This window comes from Rhodophyticola sp. (assembly GCF_965284195.1).
Taxonomy (GTDB): domain Bacteria; phylum Pseudomonadota; class Alphaproteobacteria; order Rhodobacterales; family Rhodobacteraceae; genus Rhodophyticola.
On sequence record NZ_CBDIRM010000001.1, the window covers coordinates 2,881,767 to 2,900,193 of the forward strand.

General features: G+C 59.0%; 22 protein-coding genes and 1 pseudogene. 5 read left to right on the top strand and 18 right to left on the bottom strand.

Going from position 1 to position 18,427, the window contains the following annotated elements; translation table 11 throughout:
- Nucleotides 1–109 precede the first annotated feature (109 nt).
- A complete protein-coding gene (locus ACQ651_RS14455) occupies nt 110–901 on the top strand; it encodes a hypothetical protein (RefSeq protein WP_430449652.1) in 792 nt (263 codons plus the stop codon).
- Nucleotides 902–909: 8 nt separating this feature from the next.
- Here the strand turns inward: ACQ651_RS14455 and ACQ651_RS14460 are convergent, their stop codons facing one another.
- The 3 genes from ACQ651_RS14460 to ACQ651_RS14470 all read right to left on the bottom strand — a co-directional run bounded on the left by ACQ651_RS14460 (nt 910) and on the right by ACQ651_RS14470 (nt 4,721).
- Nucleotides 910–2,265 (bottom strand): Y-family DNA polymerase, encoded by a 1,356-nt coding sequence (locus ACQ651_RS14460; RefSeq protein ID WP_430449653.1) that lies wholly within the window; start codon nt 2,263–2,265, stop codon nt 910–912.
- Between the two features lie 107 nt (nt 2,266–2,372).
- A complete protein-coding gene (locus tag ACQ651_RS14465; protein ID WP_430449654.1) occupies nt 2,373–3,869 on the bottom strand; it encodes a sensor histidine kinase in 1,497 nt (498 codons plus the stop codon).
- 141 nt (nt 3,870–4,010) lie between these two features.
- Entirely contained in the window at nt 4,011–4,721 is a 711-nt protein-coding gene (locus ACQ651_RS14470) for a nucleotidyl transferase AbiEii/AbiGii toxin family protein (protein WP_430450334.1), read from the bottom strand.
- Nucleotides 4,722–5,052: 331 nt separating this feature from the next.
- Here ACQ651_RS14470 and ACQ651_RS14475 point away from each other — a divergent pair, with 331 nt between their 5' ends.
- Complete coding sequence (locus tag ACQ651_RS14475; protein ID WP_430449655.1) at nt 5,053–5,523, top strand: ETC complex I subunit; 471 nt, start codon at nt 5,053–5,055, stop codon at nt 5,521–5,523.
- Between the two features lie 933 nt (nt 5,524–6,456).
- Here the strand turns inward: ACQ651_RS14475 and ACQ651_RS14480 are convergent.
- From ACQ651_RS14480 to ACQ651_RS14535, 12 genes and pseudogenes are all read right to left on the bottom strand, one after another.
- Complete coding sequence (locus ACQ651_RS14480; RefSeq protein ID WP_430449656.1) at nt 6,457–6,720, bottom strand: DUF2933 domain-containing protein; 264 nt, start codon at nt 6,718–6,720, stop codon at nt 6,457–6,459.
- A 482-nt stretch (nt 6,721–7,202) separates the two neighbouring features.
- The gene (locus tag ACQ651_RS14485; protein WP_430449657.1) at nt 7,203–8,942 is read right to left on the bottom strand and encodes a relaxase/mobilization nuclease domain-containing protein; all 1,740 of its coding nucleotides are present in this window, start codon (nt 8,940–8,942) and stop codon (nt 7,203–7,205) included.
- 244 nt (nt 8,943–9,186) lie between these two features.
- A complete protein-coding gene (locus tag ACQ651_RS14490) occupies nt 9,187–9,945 on the bottom strand; it encodes a lytic transglycosylase domain-containing protein (protein ID WP_430449658.1) in 759 nt (252 codons plus the stop codon).
- 4 nt (nt 9,946–9,949) lie between these two features.
- Nucleotides 9,950–10,288 carry a DUF736 domain-containing protein gene (locus ACQ651_RS14495; RefSeq protein WP_430449659.1) on the bottom strand — a complete coding sequence of 113 codons (339 nt, stop codon included), beginning with the start codon at nt 10,286–10,288 and terminating at the stop codon, nt 9,950–9,952.
- Nucleotides 10,276–10,878, bottom strand: coding sequence for a S26 family signal peptidase (locus ACQ651_RS14500; RefSeq protein WP_430449660.1), 603 nt, complete (start codon nt 10,876–10,878; stop codon nt 10,276–10,278). The genes ACQ651_RS14495 and ACQ651_RS14500 overlap by 13 nt, the downstream gene beginning before the upstream one ends.
- Complete coding sequence (locus tag ACQ651_RS14505) at nt 10,875–11,396, bottom strand: DUF2840 domain-containing protein (protein WP_430449661.1); 522 nt, start codon at nt 11,394–11,396, stop codon at nt 10,875–10,877. Before ACQ651_RS14505 ends, ACQ651_RS14500 begins: the two co-directional genes overlap by 4 nt.
- Entirely contained in the window at nt 11,393–11,557 is a 165-nt protein-coding gene (locus tag ACQ651_RS14510; protein WP_430449662.1) for a hypothetical protein, read from the bottom strand. Before ACQ651_RS14510 ends, ACQ651_RS14505 begins: the two co-directional genes overlap by 4 nt.
- Nucleotides 11,554–12,693 carry a replication initiator protein A gene (locus tag ACQ651_RS14515; protein WP_430449663.1) on the bottom strand — a complete coding sequence of 380 codons (1,140 nt, stop codon included), beginning with the start codon at nt 12,691–12,693 and terminating at the stop codon, nt 11,554–11,556. Before ACQ651_RS14515 ends, ACQ651_RS14510 begins: the two co-directional genes overlap by 4 nt.
- A gap of 5 nt (nt 12,694–12,698) precedes the next feature.
- Entirely contained in the window at nt 12,699–12,980 is a 282-nt protein-coding gene (locus ACQ651_RS14520; RefSeq protein ID WP_430449664.1) for a helix-turn-helix transcriptional regulator, read from the bottom strand.
- 181 nt (nt 12,981–13,161) lie between these two features.
- Nucleotides 13,162–13,662, bottom strand: a complete 501-nt coding sequence (locus ACQ651_RS14525) for a DUF2285 domain-containing protein (RefSeq protein ID WP_430449665.1) — start codon at nt 13,660–13,662, stop codon at nt 13,162–13,164.
- 130 nt (nt 13,663–13,792) lie between these two features.
- A pseudogene (locus tag ACQ651_RS14530) lies at nt 13,793–14,041 on the bottom strand (transcriptional regulator domain-containing protein); the annotation flags it as partial.
- A gap of 9 nt (nt 14,042–14,050) precedes the next feature.
- Nucleotides 14,051–14,314, bottom strand: a complete 264-nt coding sequence (locus ACQ651_RS14535) for a DNA -binding domain-containing protein (RefSeq protein ID WP_430449666.1) — start codon at nt 14,312–14,314, stop codon at nt 14,051–14,053.
- A 225-nt stretch (nt 14,315–14,539) separates the two neighbouring features.
- Between ACQ651_RS14535 and ACQ651_RS14540 the strand changes: the two genes are divergently transcribed.
- The 3 genes from ACQ651_RS14540 to ACQ651_RS14550 all read left to right on the top strand — a co-directional run bounded on the left by ACQ651_RS14540 (nt 14,540) and on the right by ACQ651_RS14550 (nt 15,880).
- The gene (locus ACQ651_RS14540; protein WP_430449667.1) at nt 14,540–14,752 is read left to right on the top strand and encodes a helix-turn-helix domain-containing protein; all 213 of its coding nucleotides are present in this window, start codon (nt 14,540–14,542) and stop codon (nt 14,750–14,752) included.
- A gap of 140 nt (nt 14,753–14,892) precedes the next feature.
- Nucleotides 14,893–15,534, top strand: a complete 642-nt coding sequence (locus tag ACQ651_RS14545; protein ID WP_430449668.1) for a LysE family translocator — start codon at nt 14,893–14,895, stop codon at nt 15,532–15,534.
- A gap of 4 nt (nt 15,535–15,538) precedes the next feature.
- The gene (locus ACQ651_RS14550) at nt 15,539–15,880 is read left to right on the top strand and encodes a putative quinol monooxygenase (RefSeq protein WP_430449669.1); all 342 of its coding nucleotides are present in this window, start codon (nt 15,539–15,541) and stop codon (nt 15,878–15,880) included.
- A gap of 111 nt (nt 15,881–15,991) precedes the next feature.
- Here the strand turns inward: ACQ651_RS14550 and ACQ651_RS14555 are convergent, their stop codons facing one another.
- The 3 genes from ACQ651_RS14555 to ACQ651_RS14565 all read right to left on the bottom strand — a co-directional run bounded on the left by ACQ651_RS14555 (nt 15,992) and on the right by ACQ651_RS14565 (nt 18,353).
- The gene (locus tag ACQ651_RS14555; RefSeq protein ID WP_430449670.1) at nt 15,992–16,312 is read right to left on the bottom strand and encodes a DUF736 domain-containing protein; all 321 of its coding nucleotides are present in this window, start codon (nt 16,310–16,312) and stop codon (nt 15,992–15,994) included.
- Between the two features lie 704 nt (nt 16,313–17,016).
- Nucleotides 17,017–17,790 (bottom strand): VOC family protein, encoded by a 774-nt coding sequence (locus ACQ651_RS14560; RefSeq protein WP_430449671.1) that lies wholly within the window; start codon nt 17,788–17,790, stop codon nt 17,017–17,019.
- 62 nt (nt 17,791–17,852) lie between these two features.
- Nucleotides 17,853–18,353 (bottom strand): GNAT family N-acetyltransferase, encoded by a 501-nt coding sequence (locus ACQ651_RS14565; protein WP_430449672.1) that lies wholly within the window; start codon nt 18,351–18,353, stop codon nt 17,853–17,855.
- Nucleotides 18,354–18,427 lie beyond the last annotated feature (74 nt).

Consider the following 18,427-nt stretch of genomic DNA (forward strand, 5'->3'; position numbering starts at 1 on the left):
ATCCTGATCAATCATTTGCTCAAACTGTCCGCGACCGATCGCTGAAGAGCCGCACGTGAGGCGCTGAGTAATATGTCTTTGGTCGCCGTGACAATTTAAGGGAATAGAAGTGGGTTTGATTGTCACTTTGATCGGGCTCTTGTTGATCGGCCTCGTCGTCTTCGACTTCTTGGTCACGACGATCGGTGCAGCGTCCTTCAGCCCAATCTCGAAATGCGTCGCACGCGGCGCCTTCGCCGTCGTGAGACGGTTCCCGGATGGGGACCTGAAGCACCGGCTGTCTGGTGTTGCTGTGATGACGGCGATCGCAACCTGGTGGATTGTCGGACACGCGAGTGGATGGACGCTGGTATTTGCCGGGGTTGGACACGCAGTGGTCAATTCGGACACACAATCTGCAGCGTCGCTGATCGGTATCGCGTCCCATGTCGGTCATCTCCTGTCGACCGTCGGGGGTGGCGTGACTGAACCCCGAAATGCAGCTTGGTCTCTTCTTGGCGTGCTCGTCGGTGTAAACGGTATGGTGGTACTGACACTGTCCGTCAGCTTTGTATTGTCGACCACGCAGACCGTCGCGCGGGGTCGAGCGTTGCTCACCAAAGTCGACGTTGTCTCCCATGAGGGCGAACATGATGATCGGATGTTGTTGTTCGAGGTCGCCGATCTGGTCGCCATGCTAAATGCAGCGCCATTTGCGCTCTATTACTCTGCCGCCGACGCGGAAAGACGCCTGCCATCAGGTCTGACAAAACTCATGGATGATTGGCCACCGAGCAGTCAAGGTCATCTCCGTACCATTCTGGACGAACTTCCCTGGCTGGAATTGAGCGGGAACCAAGCCGATGTAGCGTCTGAATTCCGGTCCTGGGCCGCGCGCTATTCGGCGTCGCCGGGGCAGTGATCGTTGCGTTAGAAGGAACAGAAGTGGGTCTGTTCATCCGGTACGGGTGCGGAGTTGAAATCTTCCCGGTCGGGTATCCGCCCAAAGGCAATTTTCGCGCCCAGGTACCCGCCGGGAACGTCTGCCTTCGGCCCCAAAGAGATGGCTTCGGGCCCCAGACCATGCCGGAGCCGGTCCATGACCGCACTCACGCGTTCCCATTTTCGGCGTTCCACCGCGTTGGACCGGTCATGCGCCGCGGCGCCCGGCAGGTCAAACAGATCGCCCGTGGCCGACGCGTCGTCGACCAACCCATGCAACATCACACTGACTGAACGTGGTTTGAAGCCGCGCGAAGACCTTGCCTCGTCGAGCCCAGTCGTAACCGTCTTCAGGAAACACTGATCGTCCTGTGCCGGGGGAAAGCCGTATTCTCGTTGCCAGCGCAGGTTGTCGCCCTTGCTTGCGGTGCGAGTTCGGTAGCCGCCGCCGCGGAAGCTCAGCGTGAGCTTTGTGGCCCGAAGCTCAGCCCGGCGAAGACGGCGTCCTGCGCTGAGGCATAGCTGGCGCGCACAGATTGCAATCTTTGCGTCGCCGCGCCAGTCCAATGGTAACATGCGTGAATGGCCGAACATCCGCTTCTTCGTTTCCGGACGCTCGGAATGATAGCCGTGCAACCCATTCCAGAAGCGTTCACCTTCGACATTGCCCCAGATCGCACGAGCCTGTTTTGGAGCGAGCGCCCAAAGCCCCGAAAAATCTGTTACGTCGGCCGCAGCCAGGCGTTGTTCAATCCCTTCCGAAATACCAGGCATCTTACGAAGCTTCAGATCGCTCAACGCTTCAGGAAGATCGGCACCCTGAAGCAAGGCGAAACCATCCGGCTTGCTTTTTTCGGCGGCGATCTTGGCGAGCAGCTCGGTCGGGGCCATTCCGATAGAGCAGGTCAGCACGTCACTGAAATTCTCTGCGAGCGCACACTTGATACGCTCCGCTACGCCCTGACCCTCCGCCGCTTCGCTGGGCAGCAATTCGCAGACCAACTCATCAATCGACCGCACATGGGCAATAGGGAGACAGCTTTCGATCACCTCAAGGATGCGATCATGCAGCCGCACGTAGACGTCGTGCCGCGCAACGACGAACACCATCTCGGGAATGGCCGCGCGCGCTTCTGCGATGGAGGCATTGCCTTTGAGCCCACGCGCCTTCGCTTCCCGACTGATGGCAATACACCCGGTATTCGGCGAATCGAGCGGTACCACGCCGACGGGACGTCCGCGCAGGTCGGGATTGAAATGTTGCTCGGCGGTCGCGAAAAAGCTGTCGAAATCAAGATAAAGTCGTTCAATTCCGCAGGCGTGACCGCGCATGTGATCGGTCATGCGGCTCTCCATCGGGATAGAACAATACAAGAACAATGCCGCTGGTGACAAGCTCAATTATTGCGTAGCGTGCTCAGATCAAACGCAACTAAAATTATCGATCTCCATTACATCCTGCCGTTGATGTAAGACATTGGAATTGTCAGCCGCGTTCGATACACGTCTACGGTCTCTTCAGACTTGATCTTTGCATCGAGATTTTCGGTCAGCTGCGCAACCAGCATGGAGCCGAGCTTTGTCGATGGAATATCCACGGCTCTGCGCTCAGTTGCTTTTTGATTTTCCAAAACGATGGCGATCTCGGTATCGGTTAAATCGACCGAAAGGCGAATCTCTGTGCCAGTATCCCGTTCTACGCCGTATTTCAGGGCGTTCGTAACGATCTCATTTAGGATCATCCCCAACGTAATCGCTGTATCGCTATCGAGCGCGATATCACTCCTAGGCAGTGTGAGAGACAATTCATTGTCAGAAATGCCTGCCGACTGTCTAGCATATGTGGCCAACCGCTCAACGAGCGACTTCAAAAACACGCTCGTGCGATGCTGGTCCATCTGCATAAGACCATGCGCATCGGAGATCGCCCGAATGCGCGCACCGGCACTTGCCAGCGCTCCGGCGGCCTCAGAGGGATCAATCGTCTCACGACGTTGCAGTTCATTCTGTTCGAGGCGGAGCATGGAGGTTGCAATTGCAAGGCTGTTTTTGATGCGGTGGTTCGCCTCGCTCACAAGGGCCTTCTGCAGCTCAAGCGCGCGGGCTAGAGATTGGCGATTTTCTTCGAGATCCGTAAGATCGACGAAGGTTCCGACAAGCTTCTCTCTGCGATCATCCGGGTCCGTAGCCACTTCAGCACGTATGCGCAGGAAGCGCTCAGCACCGTTAGGAAGCGGAACACGATAATCGAACGAGGCGATCTCACCCCTTTGGGCATTGAACACCCGCTCAACCTCTTCGTAGACGCCTGGTAAATCGTCTGGATGAACGCGTGCGAAAAAGCTCTGCGCGTTTGGACCGGCCTCACCTTCAGCGAACCCGAACATTGCATCGACTACCGGGCTACGAATGAAGACATCGGTTTCGCGATCATAGCTGAAGTAGCTCACTGCTGCCGTGGACTGCGCGGTACGCTTGAGCGAGTCTGACAGCCGTGCGGCAAGGACGTCGCGCGTGACATCCTTCGCAACTTGCAAAATCGCGACCACGTTCCCATCCTGCTCGACCGGAGACATGGTCATCTCCCAGTGATGCTCGACATATGCGCCGGAACGGTCGTGTAGATCGTAGCGATATGGCCCGAGACTTTCAGCAGTGCCCCTCTTCTTGATGCGCCGAACGGAGTGTTCGATCGCGGCCTTCGCAGCGGCCCCTTCACCATCATCGCTCGGTGGGAACGCCTCGAACAATGGCAGGTGCTGGACCGCTCGACCGACAGAGTCGGACATGACGGCATGAGCCTGGTTACGCCACAGGAGTGTAAGATCGGCATCCGTCCCGAAGAGAAGGGCCGCAAAAGGCGCTTGCGCAAGCGCTTCGAATATAAGCCCATCTACAGCGCCGCTAGCGATCACTTCGTCTGTTGCTTCAATATCCGAAATTGCCATTACTCACCCACTTCTCGACCAATACTAGCGTGGATTCTGCTCTTGGCGAAAGGCTTCTATGACAACGGATTTTTCGAACAGTGCGCGATTGTTGGTCAGGAGATACGTTGCAACTCGATGCCAGCGTTACTCGTTAGCGGCCTAATCGCTTGATCTGCTATCCCATCGCGCCGTGAACGGTGCGCTCGCCAGCATCAGCACGACAATCGTGACTGTGATCATGCCCGCCAACCAGATTTCACCAATCCCGCAGATCAGCCCCAGGGCGCCAGCGCTCCAGATACTCGCAGCCGTGCCCGCACCTTTTACGAAGTCGCCGTCTCGGTACATCGCTCCGGCGCCTACGAAAACAATCCCGGTGATCACCCCTTGCATCACGCGGGTTGGATCTACCGTTGCGCCTTCAGCCCCCTGGGCGGCCAGAAGATCTTGGGTCGCCACCAGAAGCGCAGACACGACTGAGATAACGACATAGGGTCGAAAATCGATCGGTTTCTCCCAGAAGGTACGTTCTGCGCGTATGACGCGCGGATTGGCGATCGGCGTCTGCAGATCATTGATTGCATCGGAAATTTCGCAGGTGACCCTATGGCGCTCTGCAGGTTCACCTTTCGAGCGAGCACCGAATTCCAAGAGCACGGCCGGGCGGACATAGCCTGCGCCGCTGCGAACCGCTTCGTATTCCAGGATGATGTTGTCGTCGTTCAGAACAGCCTTCGCGGCCGAGCCAGACGTTTGGGGTTTGCTAGTCAAAATTCGAAGGGGCTCGGTCTCGACCCATGTCGAGAGACGGGTCCGAACGGTTTCAGTCCACTTCCTGGCTTGCGGGCGGCTTGGCGCATATAGAAGTATCGATCGCGTAAGGCCAGCGCATCAGTTTTCATCTATGCGCATTCCTCAATTTCCAATCATTTCCATCGTAGGGAGATGCTTATGCGCTTTCTGACCGATACATTCTTATCTTGAAAATTCATCGTCTCCCACCACATCGGTAACCGCCAAGGACCAAGGCGACGACGCAGATGCGATCATGTCATGGTCCTTACGAACGCGCATCGCTTTGAGCGAGGGATGTGGTTTCGTACGCGCTGATATTGGACTCTGAACCTCCAGTTTATCGGAGCGGGTCAAGCCTCATCCTTTTGTCGCCCTTAAACCGATGCGTTGGCACCGGAGATTAGAGATGATTGGACAAGGTAGAAAGAACCAACCAGGGAACCGGCCCGAAGTCGGCAGCGTTGCTATTCACGGTGACGCTCCTTGCGTGCGCATTTTCAAACCTTGTCGCAGTGTCATGCAGGCGGGCCGTGCCAATACCCGGCATTGGGTGCTGGAATTCGCGCCACGTTCCGCGCCGTTCATCGAACCGCTGATGGGTTGGACTGGATCGCAGGACACGCTGCGGCAGGTTCGGCTCAAGTTCCCCACTAAGGAAAGCGCTGTCGCCTTCGCGGAGCGGCATGGGTTGCGTTATTCAGTGCATGCGCCACCCGAAGAGCGACTGCAGTTGAAGAGCTACGCGGACAATTTCCGACCCCGCCGTTGGCGCAACAAACCTGCTCCCAAAACTGCGTTGCCTTGCTCAGCGTCCCGCAGTCGATCGACCCCCATACATCCCAAACAGTCAGCAACACGAAAGGAGATGACATCATGACTGTACGCATATTACTTCAAGGCAAAGCATGAGGGGTGAAACGAGAGCGGCCGCGAAAACAAGCGCGCTCAATAGCCCTGTTTCCACGATCCCGACCTTCATCAAAACAATGCGCTCCGATCCATTTAAGCCAATCGATCCCTGGCATCATTGACAAGAGCGCGCTTAGTACACACAGGGCGATGGAGCCCATAATCGCGATTGTAAAAGTGATAGGAGGGCAGTCCGCCCATCCCATTATAGTTTCCGTTGGTCGAAGTTCCAAAGTAGGGAAGAACACCAAAAGCGCATTGGCAGTAAAAAACGCGCACAGCGTCACTACTTATTTTCTGGGATGCTTGGATGCCCATTCAGCCACATCGAATATCCGTGGCGCCAAGGCATACCCAATGTGAAAGAAGACGTAATAGGTGGCAAACTGCGTCACCACGTAGCTGGGTGATGTTATAGGCGCGATGCTTAGCCCCGCGGCGGTCGTCAAGCTCAGCCAATGAGGAATGCGGAACTGCCACAACAGCTTTGCGACCAATCCGAAAGAGCGAGTGAATACACGAACCAAAGAACACGATAGGGCTGGATCAATGCAGAAAGAAAAGCGGTCCCAACGGCGGTGGGGTCACCGCTGACCCCCCCTTTTAGGACGATCATGATGAATGCCCATAACAGATAAAGTAGAGTTAGTGCACGACGCGCCGGTCCGCATATCGGCGCCAAGATCGCTCGATTGCATTGGATAGGAACAAGCCGGAGGCAAGAAAAATTCCGGCATCCGAAACGGGGTCGCGAAGGCAATCGCATAGTGCATGAAGCCAACATCACCGGTGTATTCCCCAGTGTTGTACGTGGCGTACATCATGATAACGAGCACGATTGAAATCGCCTTAGCGATATCGACCCACACCAAACATCCAGGCGAAGTGAGCATGGGACTGCCTAAGACTGTTCGGCCTCCACGGTCGGTACGCGCAAATGAGCAGTTCGGCCGCCTTGCTGGGTTACATGTCGCAGATGCGGCGAAACAGTCTCCGCTGCTTCATCCCGCTTCGAGCCGTGACCATGACAAAGCCCGCCGATAAAGCGATGCAGCAACAGATGCGCGCCCACGCAGAGCAGAAGCGGGGCGAAGACTGCAAGGTTTTCGGTGACCCCCGATACAGTTCCCCCGGCGATGAAGAAAGCCGCGATGGGAATGATCATTACGGCACAGCACGCTATCATCGCAAACCGCGACAAGCGGGAGTTTCCAGTGTTCATGCAAATACCTTTCGTTCTCGTTTGAAAGGCGCATACCTCATTCCCGCACTGGAGGGTCAAATGAAAAACTTACGCTCCCAAAAGATGTTGGCGCGAGCCCGCGAGGATTCGATACAGCTGTCGTATAAAAACTTTTCAGCAGCACAAAGGGGCTAGTCGCGCTAAGGCCTAACAAGTCAAGAACCAGGCTCTTTCCGTTTGTTCGCCGCATGATCTCTCGCTGGCAGTGAACGGACAAAGTCTGGCAAGCGATTCTCTGGCGGGCCTCGGCGAGGGATTTCTTGCGAAGGAATTTCTGCTGAGCCATGGAGGTGTGCTTGAATAAGCGGTGACGTCGAAGCGGCCATTAATCGGCATCGCAGCATTGGTCATTATGGGTTCAAAGCCACCATCATATGCTGGACGATTGGCAAACCATATTGGCGCTAACGACCAATCCCGCGGCTTTGGCCAAACTCCCAATCAATGCCGCCATTTCCTCGGGCGATGCCTGAGATGTGCTTGCCGAGATGCCTCTCGACCGACGGCGTCCAGGGCACGAGCTGGAAACCGAGGCCGTCGTCGATCATGGCGAACCGACCCGAGGGGAGCGCGATGCGGCGTTGATAGATGCCCGCGAAGTATTCGCCGGTTGCCGAAGGCGCGTATGGGCGGCCGATTTCATCGGCCAGCTTGTCACCGACCGCATCCAGCTCGCGCCTGCGCAACGTGTTGAGCAGGTCCCGATTGAAGATGACGCGTTGGCCCTGCCGCTTCGCCAGCCCTTCCGCGATCAGATGATTGGCGCGCCGTTCCAACGCGTCGCCGACCTCGGCGCCGAACCCGCGTTCGGCGAGAGGAACAGGCTCACGAGCGATCGCCTGCCGGTCGAGCCAGGTCGCGCCCGATGCGGTCACTTGTCGGTCGAGCGAGATGTCGGAGCGGACCGCAAGCCCCACGCGGCGACGGCCCCTCGCATCGTCGAATTTCCGCAACTCGACGATCGATCCAGGTGCGCCGTCTCCCGCCGCATCGATGTGCGGCAACCGGACATGATGGGTCCGTCCATCGATGCCATCGATCACTGCGTAGGCCGACCCTTTGAGTTCATCGTCCAGACCGCGATCGACCAGTCGGCCGATGACCGGGTCGTCCAGGCTTTCGCCCGCCAACACGTAGCTTGACGCGCCGCGCTCAATGCCGCGCTCGGTGAGCCCGCGATGGATGCGCTTGATGATGTCGCCGCGCTCGCCAAGTTCGCGAAGGGTCGCCTCTGCGCTCTCGTCCATCACCCACTGACCGGGGCCGATCTGACTGGCGAGGCCGAGGGATTCGAGCTTGCGCATTCGTCCGACCTTGAGCGCGTGGAGTTCGTCCGGTTGGCGTCCGCGCCGGGGCGCGAGGTCGATGATGCCGTGGGGATTGGCGTCGCGCTGGAGTTGGCGGTCCAGTTCAGTCCATCGTTCGCTATCGATCTGGCGTTCTAGCGTGTTGTGAATGTCTCGATCGGTGCGATAGCCCAGCTCCCGCGTTATCAAGTCCTGGGCACGGGCGCGCATCCCTTCCTTGATGTAGTCGCGGGAAATGACGAGGTCATTGCCATCGTCGGCGCGGCCGCGCGCGATAACATGGATGTGCGGGTGCTCGGTGTTCCAGTGATCGACGCCGACCCAGTCAAGCTTGGTGCCCAGATCCTTTTCCGCCTGGCGCATCAGATCGCGGGTGAAGGATTTGAGGTCGGCCATATCGACGGCATCTTCCGGCGAGACGATGAAGCGGAAGTGATGCCGGTCGTCTTCGCAGCGTTCCGCGAACGCTTTCGGGTCGATCTCATCGGTGTCCGGTCCGAACAGGAGGGCCTTCTCTCCGTCGCGCGTCACTCCTTCGCGGCGAAGATAGGAAAGATGGGTGGCCAGCGGCGCGCCGTGGCGGCTGTGCCGGACGACGCGCGTTTTGATGACGGCGATACGCGAACGGCTGGTCACCCAGCGATTGGCCTGGATGCTGGCGCGCTTGCCGCGTCCGAAATAGGAGCGATGGCCGGACGTGATCTTGCCCGAACGGGAGACATGTCCACCGGCCCTCTGCGCCGAGGCAAGTGCTTGGGAGATAAAGGGCCGCGCGCGCTGGGTGGACGAGGAGCGGATGCGGCCGGGCCGGATGCGGAAGTCGTCTTCGCCGCTCATGTCCGGAGACCCGCACATCGCGCGAAGCAATTGAAATCACGGCAAAAGCGGGAGTAGCGCAGGCTGCGCAGGATGCGGGAACATCGCAAAATCGTCGCGTAAGTTCCTGAAAACACTCCCCACAACCGAGGCGCACATCGCGCCCTTTTATCTCGCCATCCCCCCTCCCTTTTGCTGACCTTCCCCCTCAACACACGCCGAACTGCGCTGCTGTATCCGGGAGTGCGAAAGACGATGGATACCGTCATGGCGTACGCTCATCGCGGGATTGAGCAACAAATACGTCATCCGGTTGCTCGCCTCGCGCGTTGTCGTCGTGCACTGGCGGCGTCTGTGAAACGCCAGACGTTCTGCGTTCCGGCTGCACGGAAGTCGCAGCCGGACTGCTGTTCGAGCGATCAACGAATAGCGGGGCTTCGCGCCAATCTGGCGGTACAGGGACGCTTGTCGTGGTGCCATTGAATGACGCCAAACCAATCATCGGTAACAGCCGCGCCATGTAGAGGCGCGTTTCACGAGGCAGCGTACGTCCGCTATCGAGATGATCCTGATAGCGCTGCGGACCCGCATTGTAAGCCGCGAGGAAGCCCGGCGATCCGAAGCGGTCGTACATCTCGCGCAAGTACGCCGTGCCGCCAAGAATGTTGTCACGCGGGTCGAAGGGATCGCGGCCGAGGCGGTGGCGAATGCGCAATCCCGCCCAGGTTTCGGGCATGATCTGCATCAGTCCCATCGCACCCGCGCTGGAAACCGCCCGCACGCGGCCGGCGCTTTCGACCTGCATGACGGCACGTATCCAGCGCTCCGGAATGCGAAATCTCAGCGACGCCTCTGCAATATGCGCGGCATACGGATCGGCGGCCGGGCGGTCGATCGAAGCGCGCTGCGCGACCGTGACCGACGGCATGGCGGTACCAGAGAGAAGACCGGAAAGGAGAAAGAGGACGACGAACCGGACGGTTTGATGCCGTCCGGCGGTCGTGCGATGATGAGCGTTACGCACCGCCTTACCCCTTTTCGCGGCGTTTGGGCTGCCGGTTCCAGGTCAACAGAAAGGTCTCGTTTTCGCCCACCGAATAGAACAGGTTGGCGTGGATCGGATGCGGCAACGTCGGATCGTCGATCAGCACCGAAATATAGTCGCCGGCCTTCTCGCCGGTGCGTTTCCAGCCCGCGCCGACTTCGAGGGTTTCGTCTTCCGCGCCGATATGGACGCGATAGTCGGGCGCATTTTCTGCGTCGGTTTGCTCGGCAGGTGTGAGTGTCAGGTCCGCGTCGAGCGTGAGCGTCTTGAGCGTGCCGCGATAGCCGTCCTTCGTGCGGGTGAACTGTCCTATATGTGCCATGGGAATATCCTTTCAGCTGGCGTTGGGGAGAGATTGGGTGTGCGGGTTCGCAGGTTCCGGCGGGCCGTGGGTGCGGCCTGTGTCGTCCTCATCGGTCCAGAGCGGGGTCGCTTGGCCGATGATCGAACTGGCGGGAACGGGACCGAAGTAGCCCCGTCGAGGCTGTTCTCGACCGCGCTGTTCATGAGGAAAATTTCGTCCGCGGCGATGCACCGGCAGCCCCGCCAGACCGGCATCGGTCGCCCTAACGTGTCGTGTTCCAGTGCGTCGCCCATCGTGACGCCGCCGACGGTGATGATGCGGCCGATACGGCAAACGGTTTGCCCTGGCACGCCGACGACGCGCTTCAGGAGCGGGACATTGGGCGGCAGATAACCGCGCTCTGCGAAGAAGTGCTTCAACGCTTCGGGTGCTTCGATGGCAACGAGATCGTGTAGTCGAGGTTGCGCAACGGGACGGACTCGATAGAGCCCGACCGGCACCGACGGAGTGACGTTCCAGACCAGAGCGTCTGGCGTTTCGACGAACGCCGGCAACGCGATCCCGCCAACAGCGATTGCGGCGGCAAGGGACCAAATGCGCCGCCTCATCGGCTCGCCCTCCGCCTTTTTAGCCACGCGGAATGACGGGCCCTGGTGTAGGTGCGAGGCTCCTGGCGGGCGGCCAGCCGGTTATGGACATGGTGCCAATGGTCTGGTGCGACATGCACAGGATCGATGTCGAGCGCCTCGATCGCATCGACGATCCGCAACACGCGTTCGACTTTGGGCCATCCTTTGGCAGACAAGAGAATATCGCCGCCGGGCTGCACCGACGCGAGCGTCTGGTGCGCTTCCCCGCGATGTACGGCGCACACGATGTCGATGCGCGATAGGATCGTGCGGTAGTCGTTCGACTGCCAACGAACGAACGCGAATGTGCTGTCCGGTGTAAAACTGACCACGCGACGACGGCGATTGATGATCTCCTGTTGCGCTTCGCGACCAAAACGGATCCAGTATTCGATGCTCTTCTCGATCCAGATCAGTTCGACATGGGTGAGCGCGTCGCGCGCACGCCCCGTGACGTGAGATCGGTCAGCAGCGGATGGTGTCGATCTGGTGGTCATCGCGCGTTCTCATCGTTGTCTGGGAACGCGTGCATGAACGCGTCGCGCAACATGTCGGCCGCGGTGACGCCGTGCCGAAAAGCTTTAATCTTGATGCGGCCACCCAGCGCCAGCGTCGTTTTGCCGGCACCGCCCTTCTGGTTGAGCAAAGCAACGATCACCGCTCTGCTCTCTTTCCGGGAACCAAAGCCGAGCCGGTCGCCCTACGACCGGACCCGGACCGCAAATTGTTTGGCGATGAACGAGCGCTGTCTGCGGGACCGCCGGAGCGGTTCTCCACAGCTGAACGCCCACTACAAGAGTTAGATACTGGGTTAGACTCTAAGTTAAGGGCGCGACTTTCGGTTTGATCTTCGGAAGTTAGCGCCGGTTTGGGTTCCCGATAGCACGACACCCCGGTTCCTAATGGCACGATAGGCCGGGTTCCCAATGGCACGAGGCCGTCCACAACTTGCCCACAGGGCGCAGGCTCGAAGGCGAGCAGGGTCTTGCCGTTGATTTCGATTTCGATCGAAAGCTCGTAACCGGGAAGCGGCTGACGGCGAACGATGTCGCGCAGCTCGAAGGCGAAACGCTTGAATGGCGAGAGGCTTCCGGATTTCAGATAGAGATGGCGGAACTCGAACCGCCAACCGTTCCGCTGCCGTCCGCCGTGCTTTCGCACCACGCGGTAGAGCCAGCGGTCGAACCCTCCCGTGAGGGAGAAATAGGCACGGTCGAGGGTGAGGATCAGCGCATCGTCGAGCACCGCACGATAGAACCAGTCGGGCACGATCAGTTCGATCCCTGCGGGATTGCCGAGTTGGTCGGTTCGCTCGACCCATTCGTTGATCCAGGAGAAACGGTGACGCCGCCCCGACGTCGGTTGGCGGATCGTGGTCGCAACGGTGGTCGATTGCAGGCGGTCGAGCGCGGCTTTGAGGCGCTGATAGTCTCGCGCGCTGACGCCGCGCCCGATGAAGGTGAGGATTTCGTAGGGCGTTGCTGCCATGAGGCGAGATGTGCGCAGACCAGCGTCCCGCGCCTCGACCAGGTGGCTCGCAGCCCAGATCAGGATGTCTGCGTCCCAGATCGTCGCCATACCGTGTTCCGGAACCGCTTCGACCCGGATCACGACATCGGCCACGGCATAGTCGATCGGCCTAGTACGGTGCCTTTTGGACAGGCTGAAAAAAGGATACGCCATCAGGTCCTGCGCATCACGCGGTGCCGGGTCGGCGCTGCATGTGTAGAACAGCTCCAGCTGGGCGCGTTCGGACGTGGTTTGTGGTTTTCGCAACATGACCGGGTCGCTCAAGGCGCTCAGCGAGGGTCGTCGCCAGTTGACGAACGAGTCTGGTCGTCAGGACGCTTGGCGGGGAGGATCGATCCACGCGGATCGGAGGTCGAGGTGACCGCGCCGCGGTCTGCCCAAGCCTGCAAATCTTCCACCGAATAGACGACGCGTCCGCCGAGTTTGCGGTAGCTGGGACCTGTCCCGTAAGTGCGATGCTTTTCCAGGGTACGGCCGGACAGGCCAAGGAAGCGCGCGGCTTCGGGGGTCCTGAAGTAGCGTGGGGGGAGCTGGGCGGCGTTTGCGGACATGATCGGGCCTCCGTGGGTTCAAAAGCGCTGCCGAAGACCGGCGGCGATTGAAGGCCACGATGGAGAAGCACTCCGGGCGCAGGGAGGTGCGAAGAAGGCGTGCGCTATTTCGCACAGCATCCTTGCTGTGCACGGGCTACCTCAGTTCATATCGACTGATGCGATGGTGGCGGGGACGAAATCAAACTCTCCGGCGATGGCGCAGAAGATCGCGGTAGCCATGATCGATCATGGCGCGGCCGTCTCGTACGAGGCGGATCGTTGCGTAACGGAGCGAGGACTCGGCCCACAGTTCTGTGCCGACGCGTCGTTTGCCGAACAGGGTTTCGGCAATCTGCCGCCGCGAAGCGTGCACCGCGTCGCCATCGGCCGCACGGATCATGAGGATCAACCTGGCGCGGCGCTGGTCGCTGAGCCGCGTATCGGGCGCAGTTTGACCGTTCGCGGCCCGCCAGAATCGTTCCGCCGCTGCAAGGCGGTCTGGGGCGTAGGCGTCAATCGGGATGAGTGCGGTGACCGCGCGGGTGCGATCTGTTTGTCGGAAAAACACGGAATAGACCGACGATTGCCCGACGCCGTGATGGGAATAGAGGCCGTCGGACGCCAGGCGCGACGTTGTCGATCCCGGTACGATTGGTGCTGCAGTCTGCAAACCGGGCACCGCCGGCATGGGGGTCAGCATGACAAGTGCGGTATCGACTTCCGGTGCCCAGAAGGTCGCTGCGCCGCGCGCAGATTGCTCCGGACTCGTCGCGAAATCGCAACCCCCATTGCTGCCGGATCAGATCGTCGACAGTACCGTCATCGCTTGTTTCCGTGGCGAGCGCGGCAAACTCGGTCTGATACCTAGCGTTGCGGCGCAGGCATTCCCAGGCCAAGCCTTCGGTATCGAGTTCATCGAGATAATCGTAGGCGGCGTCGGACCGCCACTGGTTCCTGTCGAGCACCATCCTCTCCTCCAGCGTATGCAGGCCATGGTGGGCGTTTAAGTCGCCATAATTCCAAAGGATTGCAGGTTTGAGAAGCCGGTATCCGGACAAGGGGCGATGCCGTGACGGCATCACCTCCGGCTAATGTTGTCGGCTGCGTAGAAGGTGCCGGTACCCGTGCTCGGTCATCCAGCGGGCGCGGGTCAGGTGGGTTTCGTGGATATGGTGGGCGCGGCCGGGATCAGCGGCGGGATCGATATCGAAAAGCACCTGCACGACCTCGCGCCAGTCGGCTCCGTCCGCATCAGCGTCGAGCAAACGCAAATAGAGTTTGAGATGCCCACGATCGTAATCCGTCAGTGTGGAGCCCTCGGGGGGCTCATCGAGATAGTCTTCGTTGCTCACATCCTTCCCCCGTTTTCAACGATAGCAGTCCTATCTTTCGCTGTTGACCATACCGGGACCGAAGGTTCGTTGTAGGGCGTCCGATGGCATCGGGTGATGGCAGCACGGCATCCTATTGTCATCGGATGGCTCATGGTAGTCCGATATGGTATCTATCCACGCTGGAATACATATTATAGTTGATAAACTTATAGTGTGTAAACCACGATCTTCCTGCGCATGGATATGCGCAAGCTCGTCGGTAGGAATTTCGCTCGACTGCGTCGGGAGAAAGGCCTGACGCAAGAGCAGGTCGAAGAGCGCTCGGGCTTCAGCCAGCAGTATCTGAGCAGCCTCGAAAACGGTCGTCGAAACCCGACAGTGATCACGCTGTACGAATTGGCGCAGGCTCTCGATGTATCGCATCTGGATTTGGTTCAGCCGACCGAGTTTGAGTGAAGATTGATAACTGCTGTGCGGACAAGGTGTGAGTTGGCTGCGTATGCGCGAATGGCGGCTTTCGCGAGCACAAAATGATTTGCCAGATAGGGTGGCTTAGAACATAGTGTGAACAACGCTGTCCACGGAAAGGCCAAGCCATGCAAGACGTGTCCCTCTATTTGCCCGGTATCCTTCTGGCCTATTCGGCTTTTCTTCTCGCCATCGCCAGCCCCGGGCCGAACATCCTGGCCGTCATCGGCACCTCAATGAGCGTCAGTCGCGGGTCTGGAATGGCACTGGCCATGGGGGTTGCGACAGGCTCGTTCACGTGGGCGCTGCTCACGGTCTTTGGCCTGTCAGCGATCCTGGCCACCTATGCCTCGGCGTTGCTGTTCATCAAGATTTTTGGCGGCCTTTATCTGCTCTGGCTGGCCTACAAGTCTTTCAAATCTGCCATGTCGCGCCATGACATTGAGGCGAAGGAACTTGCCGGGGGGCGTCGCACGCCGCTGGGGTATTTCCAGAGAGGCTACATCATACAGATGACCAACCCGAAAGCCGCGCTGGCCTGGATCGCGATCATCTCGCTGGGTTTGAAAGAGGGCGCGCCGCTTTGGGTCGGGGCCGTGATCGTACTGGGCACCTTCGCGCTGTCGATCCTTATCCATCTGCTCTACGCGGTCGCGTTCTCGACACCTGTGATGGTGCGCCTCTATGGTAAAGCCCGCCGGGTGATCCAGGGTGTTCTTGGGACCTTCTTCGCGCTTGCGGGCTTGCGGCTTCTGACAAGCCGGAGCTGATCATGTGACGCATTATCCAGAAGCCTCCGCCGCCAATCTGAACGACGGTTTTGTCGTCGCCATCAATATCGTCGCGAAGAAAGGCGAAGCGGATGCCGTGGCAGACATTCTGGAGCGGCTGATCGCGCCAACGATGGCAGAGGAGGGTGTGAAGTTCTTTATGCCATATCGATCACCTACCGATCCGAACGCGTTCTTCGTCTACGAGCTTTACCGCGACGAAGCCGGATGGGATGCACATAACGATTCTGACCACTTCCAAAGCGCTGTTGAGGAGTTGCTGCCGAAAGTTGAGGTCCGAGAACGGGTTCCATTTGTCCCCTATGTCGATTCAGGACAATTATAGCGAAGCCGACATTCGCTTGAGCGTAGCAACTCGGCAAATTTGGGCTCGAGTTCCATTTTAGACGAACGAAAGGCCCCGCCCGGGATCCGGGCGGAGCGTCGTATCGGTGGCTCAGTCGCCGTTGCGGCGGCTGGGGCGGGACCAGATGAGGCTGTAGCCATCATCCACGTCGTCGAAGAGGTTGGCGTAGATCGGAGCGGTAAAGCTCGGATCGTCCAGCTTGAGGCCGAGATAGTCGCGACCCTCGTTCGAGGTCTTCGACCAGGCGGCGCCGATTTCGGCGCGGCCAACCAGGACGCGGTGGCTAGGAGCGTTCTCGCTGCTCTGGCTGGTTTCGGGGACGATGCGAACGTTTTTGGCCTGCACGTTGAGGGTGACGATTTCGCCGGTGTATTCGTTGCCGGACTTCTTGAAGGTGCCGATGGTTGCCATTGTCTTTCTCCGTTTGCTCTGTTTTCGAGCCCGCACCATTGCGGCCTCGATGGCGATCGGCGGGCCGGAGGCGACCGACGGCTCACCCAGCAAGGGCCGCAACGTCAGTGGAGGACGGCGACGGGAGACTTTCTTGCTTCGCGAGGAATGACGGCGCAGCCGGCAAGGGAAGAAAGTGGACCGGGACCGTTGAGCCATAGGCGGTCGAAGCGAAGCCGTCCTTCGGCCAGATCAGCTCATTGAAGAGGCCGTTTGGAGCGGTCGACCCCGACAGAGATCGCTTACGGAGAATTTGGAAACCGATGACACCGAGAGAGTCCGGCTTCTCGCAGGTCAAATCGCTATTTCGCAAACATGCCGAGCACGATCCGCTGTTTCGTCAGCCATGCCGTCAAGTTAGCGAAAACTTGGCCACCGTATTCCCGGCACCTCCCGCGGCTTCGGCTCCAACTCGGAGACCTGCGATATGGGACGATCGCACACTGTCAGAGAAATGAACGTATTCCCTCGCCGCGCCGTCACTTGTGATAAAACAGCGGGAATCAAGATGGATAGCCACACCCATCCCCGTTCCGGCAATAACCGGTGACTAAGCGTAGCTCGCACGCCCGACGCCAGGCTCGGGCGAGGCTGTGCCGCGATGCGCCTTAGATCGGTTTGCCTCGGTGTCGGATCAGCGGTGCGGATTGCCGAAAGGCAATCATTCAAGGTGAGCCAGTTTGAGCTTCGCTGAGCCTAAATATCGCACCGTCAGTATCACAGAGGATGAGCCCGTATTTTTCAGAGGGACCAGTGGCGTTCTTTGCTAAGGAACGAGCGCCAAGCGCCTCGGCGGTTTGCCACGCTTTTTCAGGCGAGCTTACATTGATGCTCGGCAACCAGGTTGCTTGCGAACCGGTGTATTGAATTTCAGGTCGGTGGAATGCGAGCGGTTCCCTCAAGGGGCCGACGATGGCGATGCCGCGATGCTCAGGTTTTTGCGACTGAGGGACGCGCCACCCGAAAACCTGCGCATAAAATGCCTCAGGAAAACCAGCTTCTTCAGACAGGTACACCTCGGGACCAAATTGCTGGTGCGGAACAGGAAAATCGTGTCGGGAAAGAGAGATACCGACAAGCGCGCCCAAAGGATCACGTACAAGCGCATTGCGCCCTACGCCGGGAACGTCGAACGGTTGCCGGACGATTGCGCCTCCGTGTTTTTCGGCAAGCGCCACAGCCGCGTCCACGTCGGCAACTTCGACATAGGCGATCCAGCCATTCTCAAAGCTTGGCGGTGTTTCGGCAAACCCAGCACCTGCTTCATCGCCGGAGAGAGCGAGAACAAAATCCTTCTCTCCTCCGCCCCATGCGAAATCAGTTGCACGCTCGAATTGATAGCTCCAGCCTGCGACACTTTCATAAAACGCTATCGTCCGTTCCCGGTTCGAGGTGAAAAGATCATGCCATACGATCTGACCGGTTTTTGAAGTTGTCATCGGTTCTCTCCTGAAGGCTTTTCCCTTGCTGATATTACGGACCGTCCGGACCTTGCCCTAGTTCACTGACGTTTTTCCGGACCGAACGCTGGATGGTGAACCACCTCGCCGCGTGGCTCAGTGTCATCGAAAGGCAGCGCTTGAACGACTTCGGGCGGGCATCCAGCCACGGTCATTCCCGGAAATGTTCTGAAACCAAACCGGGAGTAGTAGGCTGGATCACCAACCAGAGCCGCGCCGCGTTTCGTGTTCCGCAGACGATCAAGAGCTTCTTTCATCAGGACCGATCCGACACCTTGACGATGCCGGGACGGCAGGACAGCAAGCGGGCCAATCAGGCTCCATCCCCCCTGATCGCCGATATACGCATCTGAAGCAGCCAGGTATCCGATGATCTCGTCGTATTCGACGGCCACCAGAGACAGGTCAAGGGCATCGGCTGCGCGCAATGCTTCAACGATACTTGCTTCGGTTCCCGTGGCTTGTGGAAGGATCTTCAGCGCTTCCGTCACGAGCCGGCTGATCGATTTCACGTCCTCGGCGCGTTCGTTGCGGATCAGCATTTTGTGCCCTCCTTGAAAGCAAACAATAGGAGGGCTGCAGCGCGTTTCATCGTTGGCGGCATTTCGCGTCGATG

Coding starts and splice junctions, on each gene's coding strand:
- ACQ651_RS14460 (WP_430449653.1), bottom strand. CDS start 2,265: ATGACCGATCACATGCGCGGTCACGCCTGCGGAATTGAACGACTTTAT.
- ACQ651_RS14465 (WP_430449654.1), bottom strand. CDS start 3,869: ATGGCAATTTCGGATATTGAAGCAACAGACGAAGTGATCGCTAGCGGC.
- ACQ651_RS14475 (WP_430449655.1), top strand. CDS start 5,053: ATGATTGGACAAGGTAGAAAGAACCAACCAGGGAACCGGCCCGAAGTC.
- ACQ651_RS14480 (WP_430449656.1), bottom strand. CDS start 6,720: ATGATCATTCCCATCGCGGCTTTCTTCATCGCCGGGGGAACTGTATCG.
- ACQ651_RS14485 (WP_430449657.1), bottom strand. CDS start 8,942: ATGAGCGGCGAAGACGACTTCCGCATCCGGCCCGGCCGCATCCGCTCC.
- ACQ651_RS14495 (WP_430449659.1), bottom strand. CDS start 10,288: ATGGCACATATAGGACAGTTCACCCGCACGAAGGACGGCTATCGCGGC.
- ACQ651_RS14500 (WP_430449660.1), bottom strand. CDS start 10,878: ATGAGGCGGCGCATTTGGTCCCTTGCCGCCGCAATCGCTGTTGGCGGG.
- ACQ651_RS14505 (WP_430449661.1), bottom strand. CDS start 11,396: ATGACCACCAGATCGACACCATCCGCTGCTGACCGATCTCACGTCACG.
- ACQ651_RS14520 (WP_430449664.1), bottom strand. CDS start 12,980: ATGTCCGCAAACGCCGCCCAGCTCCCCCCACGCTACTTCAGGACCCCC.
- ACQ651_RS14525 (WP_430449665.1), bottom strand. CDS start 13,662: ATGCTGACCCCCATGCCGGCGGTGCCCGGTTTGCAGACTGCAGCACCA.
- ACQ651_RS14540 (WP_430449667.1), top strand. CDS start 14,540: ATGCGCAAGCTCGTCGGTAGGAATTTCGCTCGACTGCGTCGGGAGAAA.
- ACQ651_RS14545 (WP_430449668.1), top strand. CDS start 14,893: ATGCAAGACGTGTCCCTCTATTTGCCCGGTATCCTTCTGGCCTATTCG.
- ACQ651_RS14555 (WP_430449670.1), bottom strand. CDS start 16,312: ATGGCAACCATCGGCACCTTCAAGAAGTCCGGCAACGAATACACCGGC.
- ACQ651_RS14560 (WP_430449671.1), bottom strand. CDS start 17,790: ATGACAACTTCAAAAACCGGTCAGATCGTATGGCATGATCTTTTCACC.
- ACQ651_RS14565 (WP_430449672.1), bottom strand. CDS start 18,353: ATGCTGATCCGCAACGAACGCGCCGAGGACGTGAAATCGATCAGCCGG.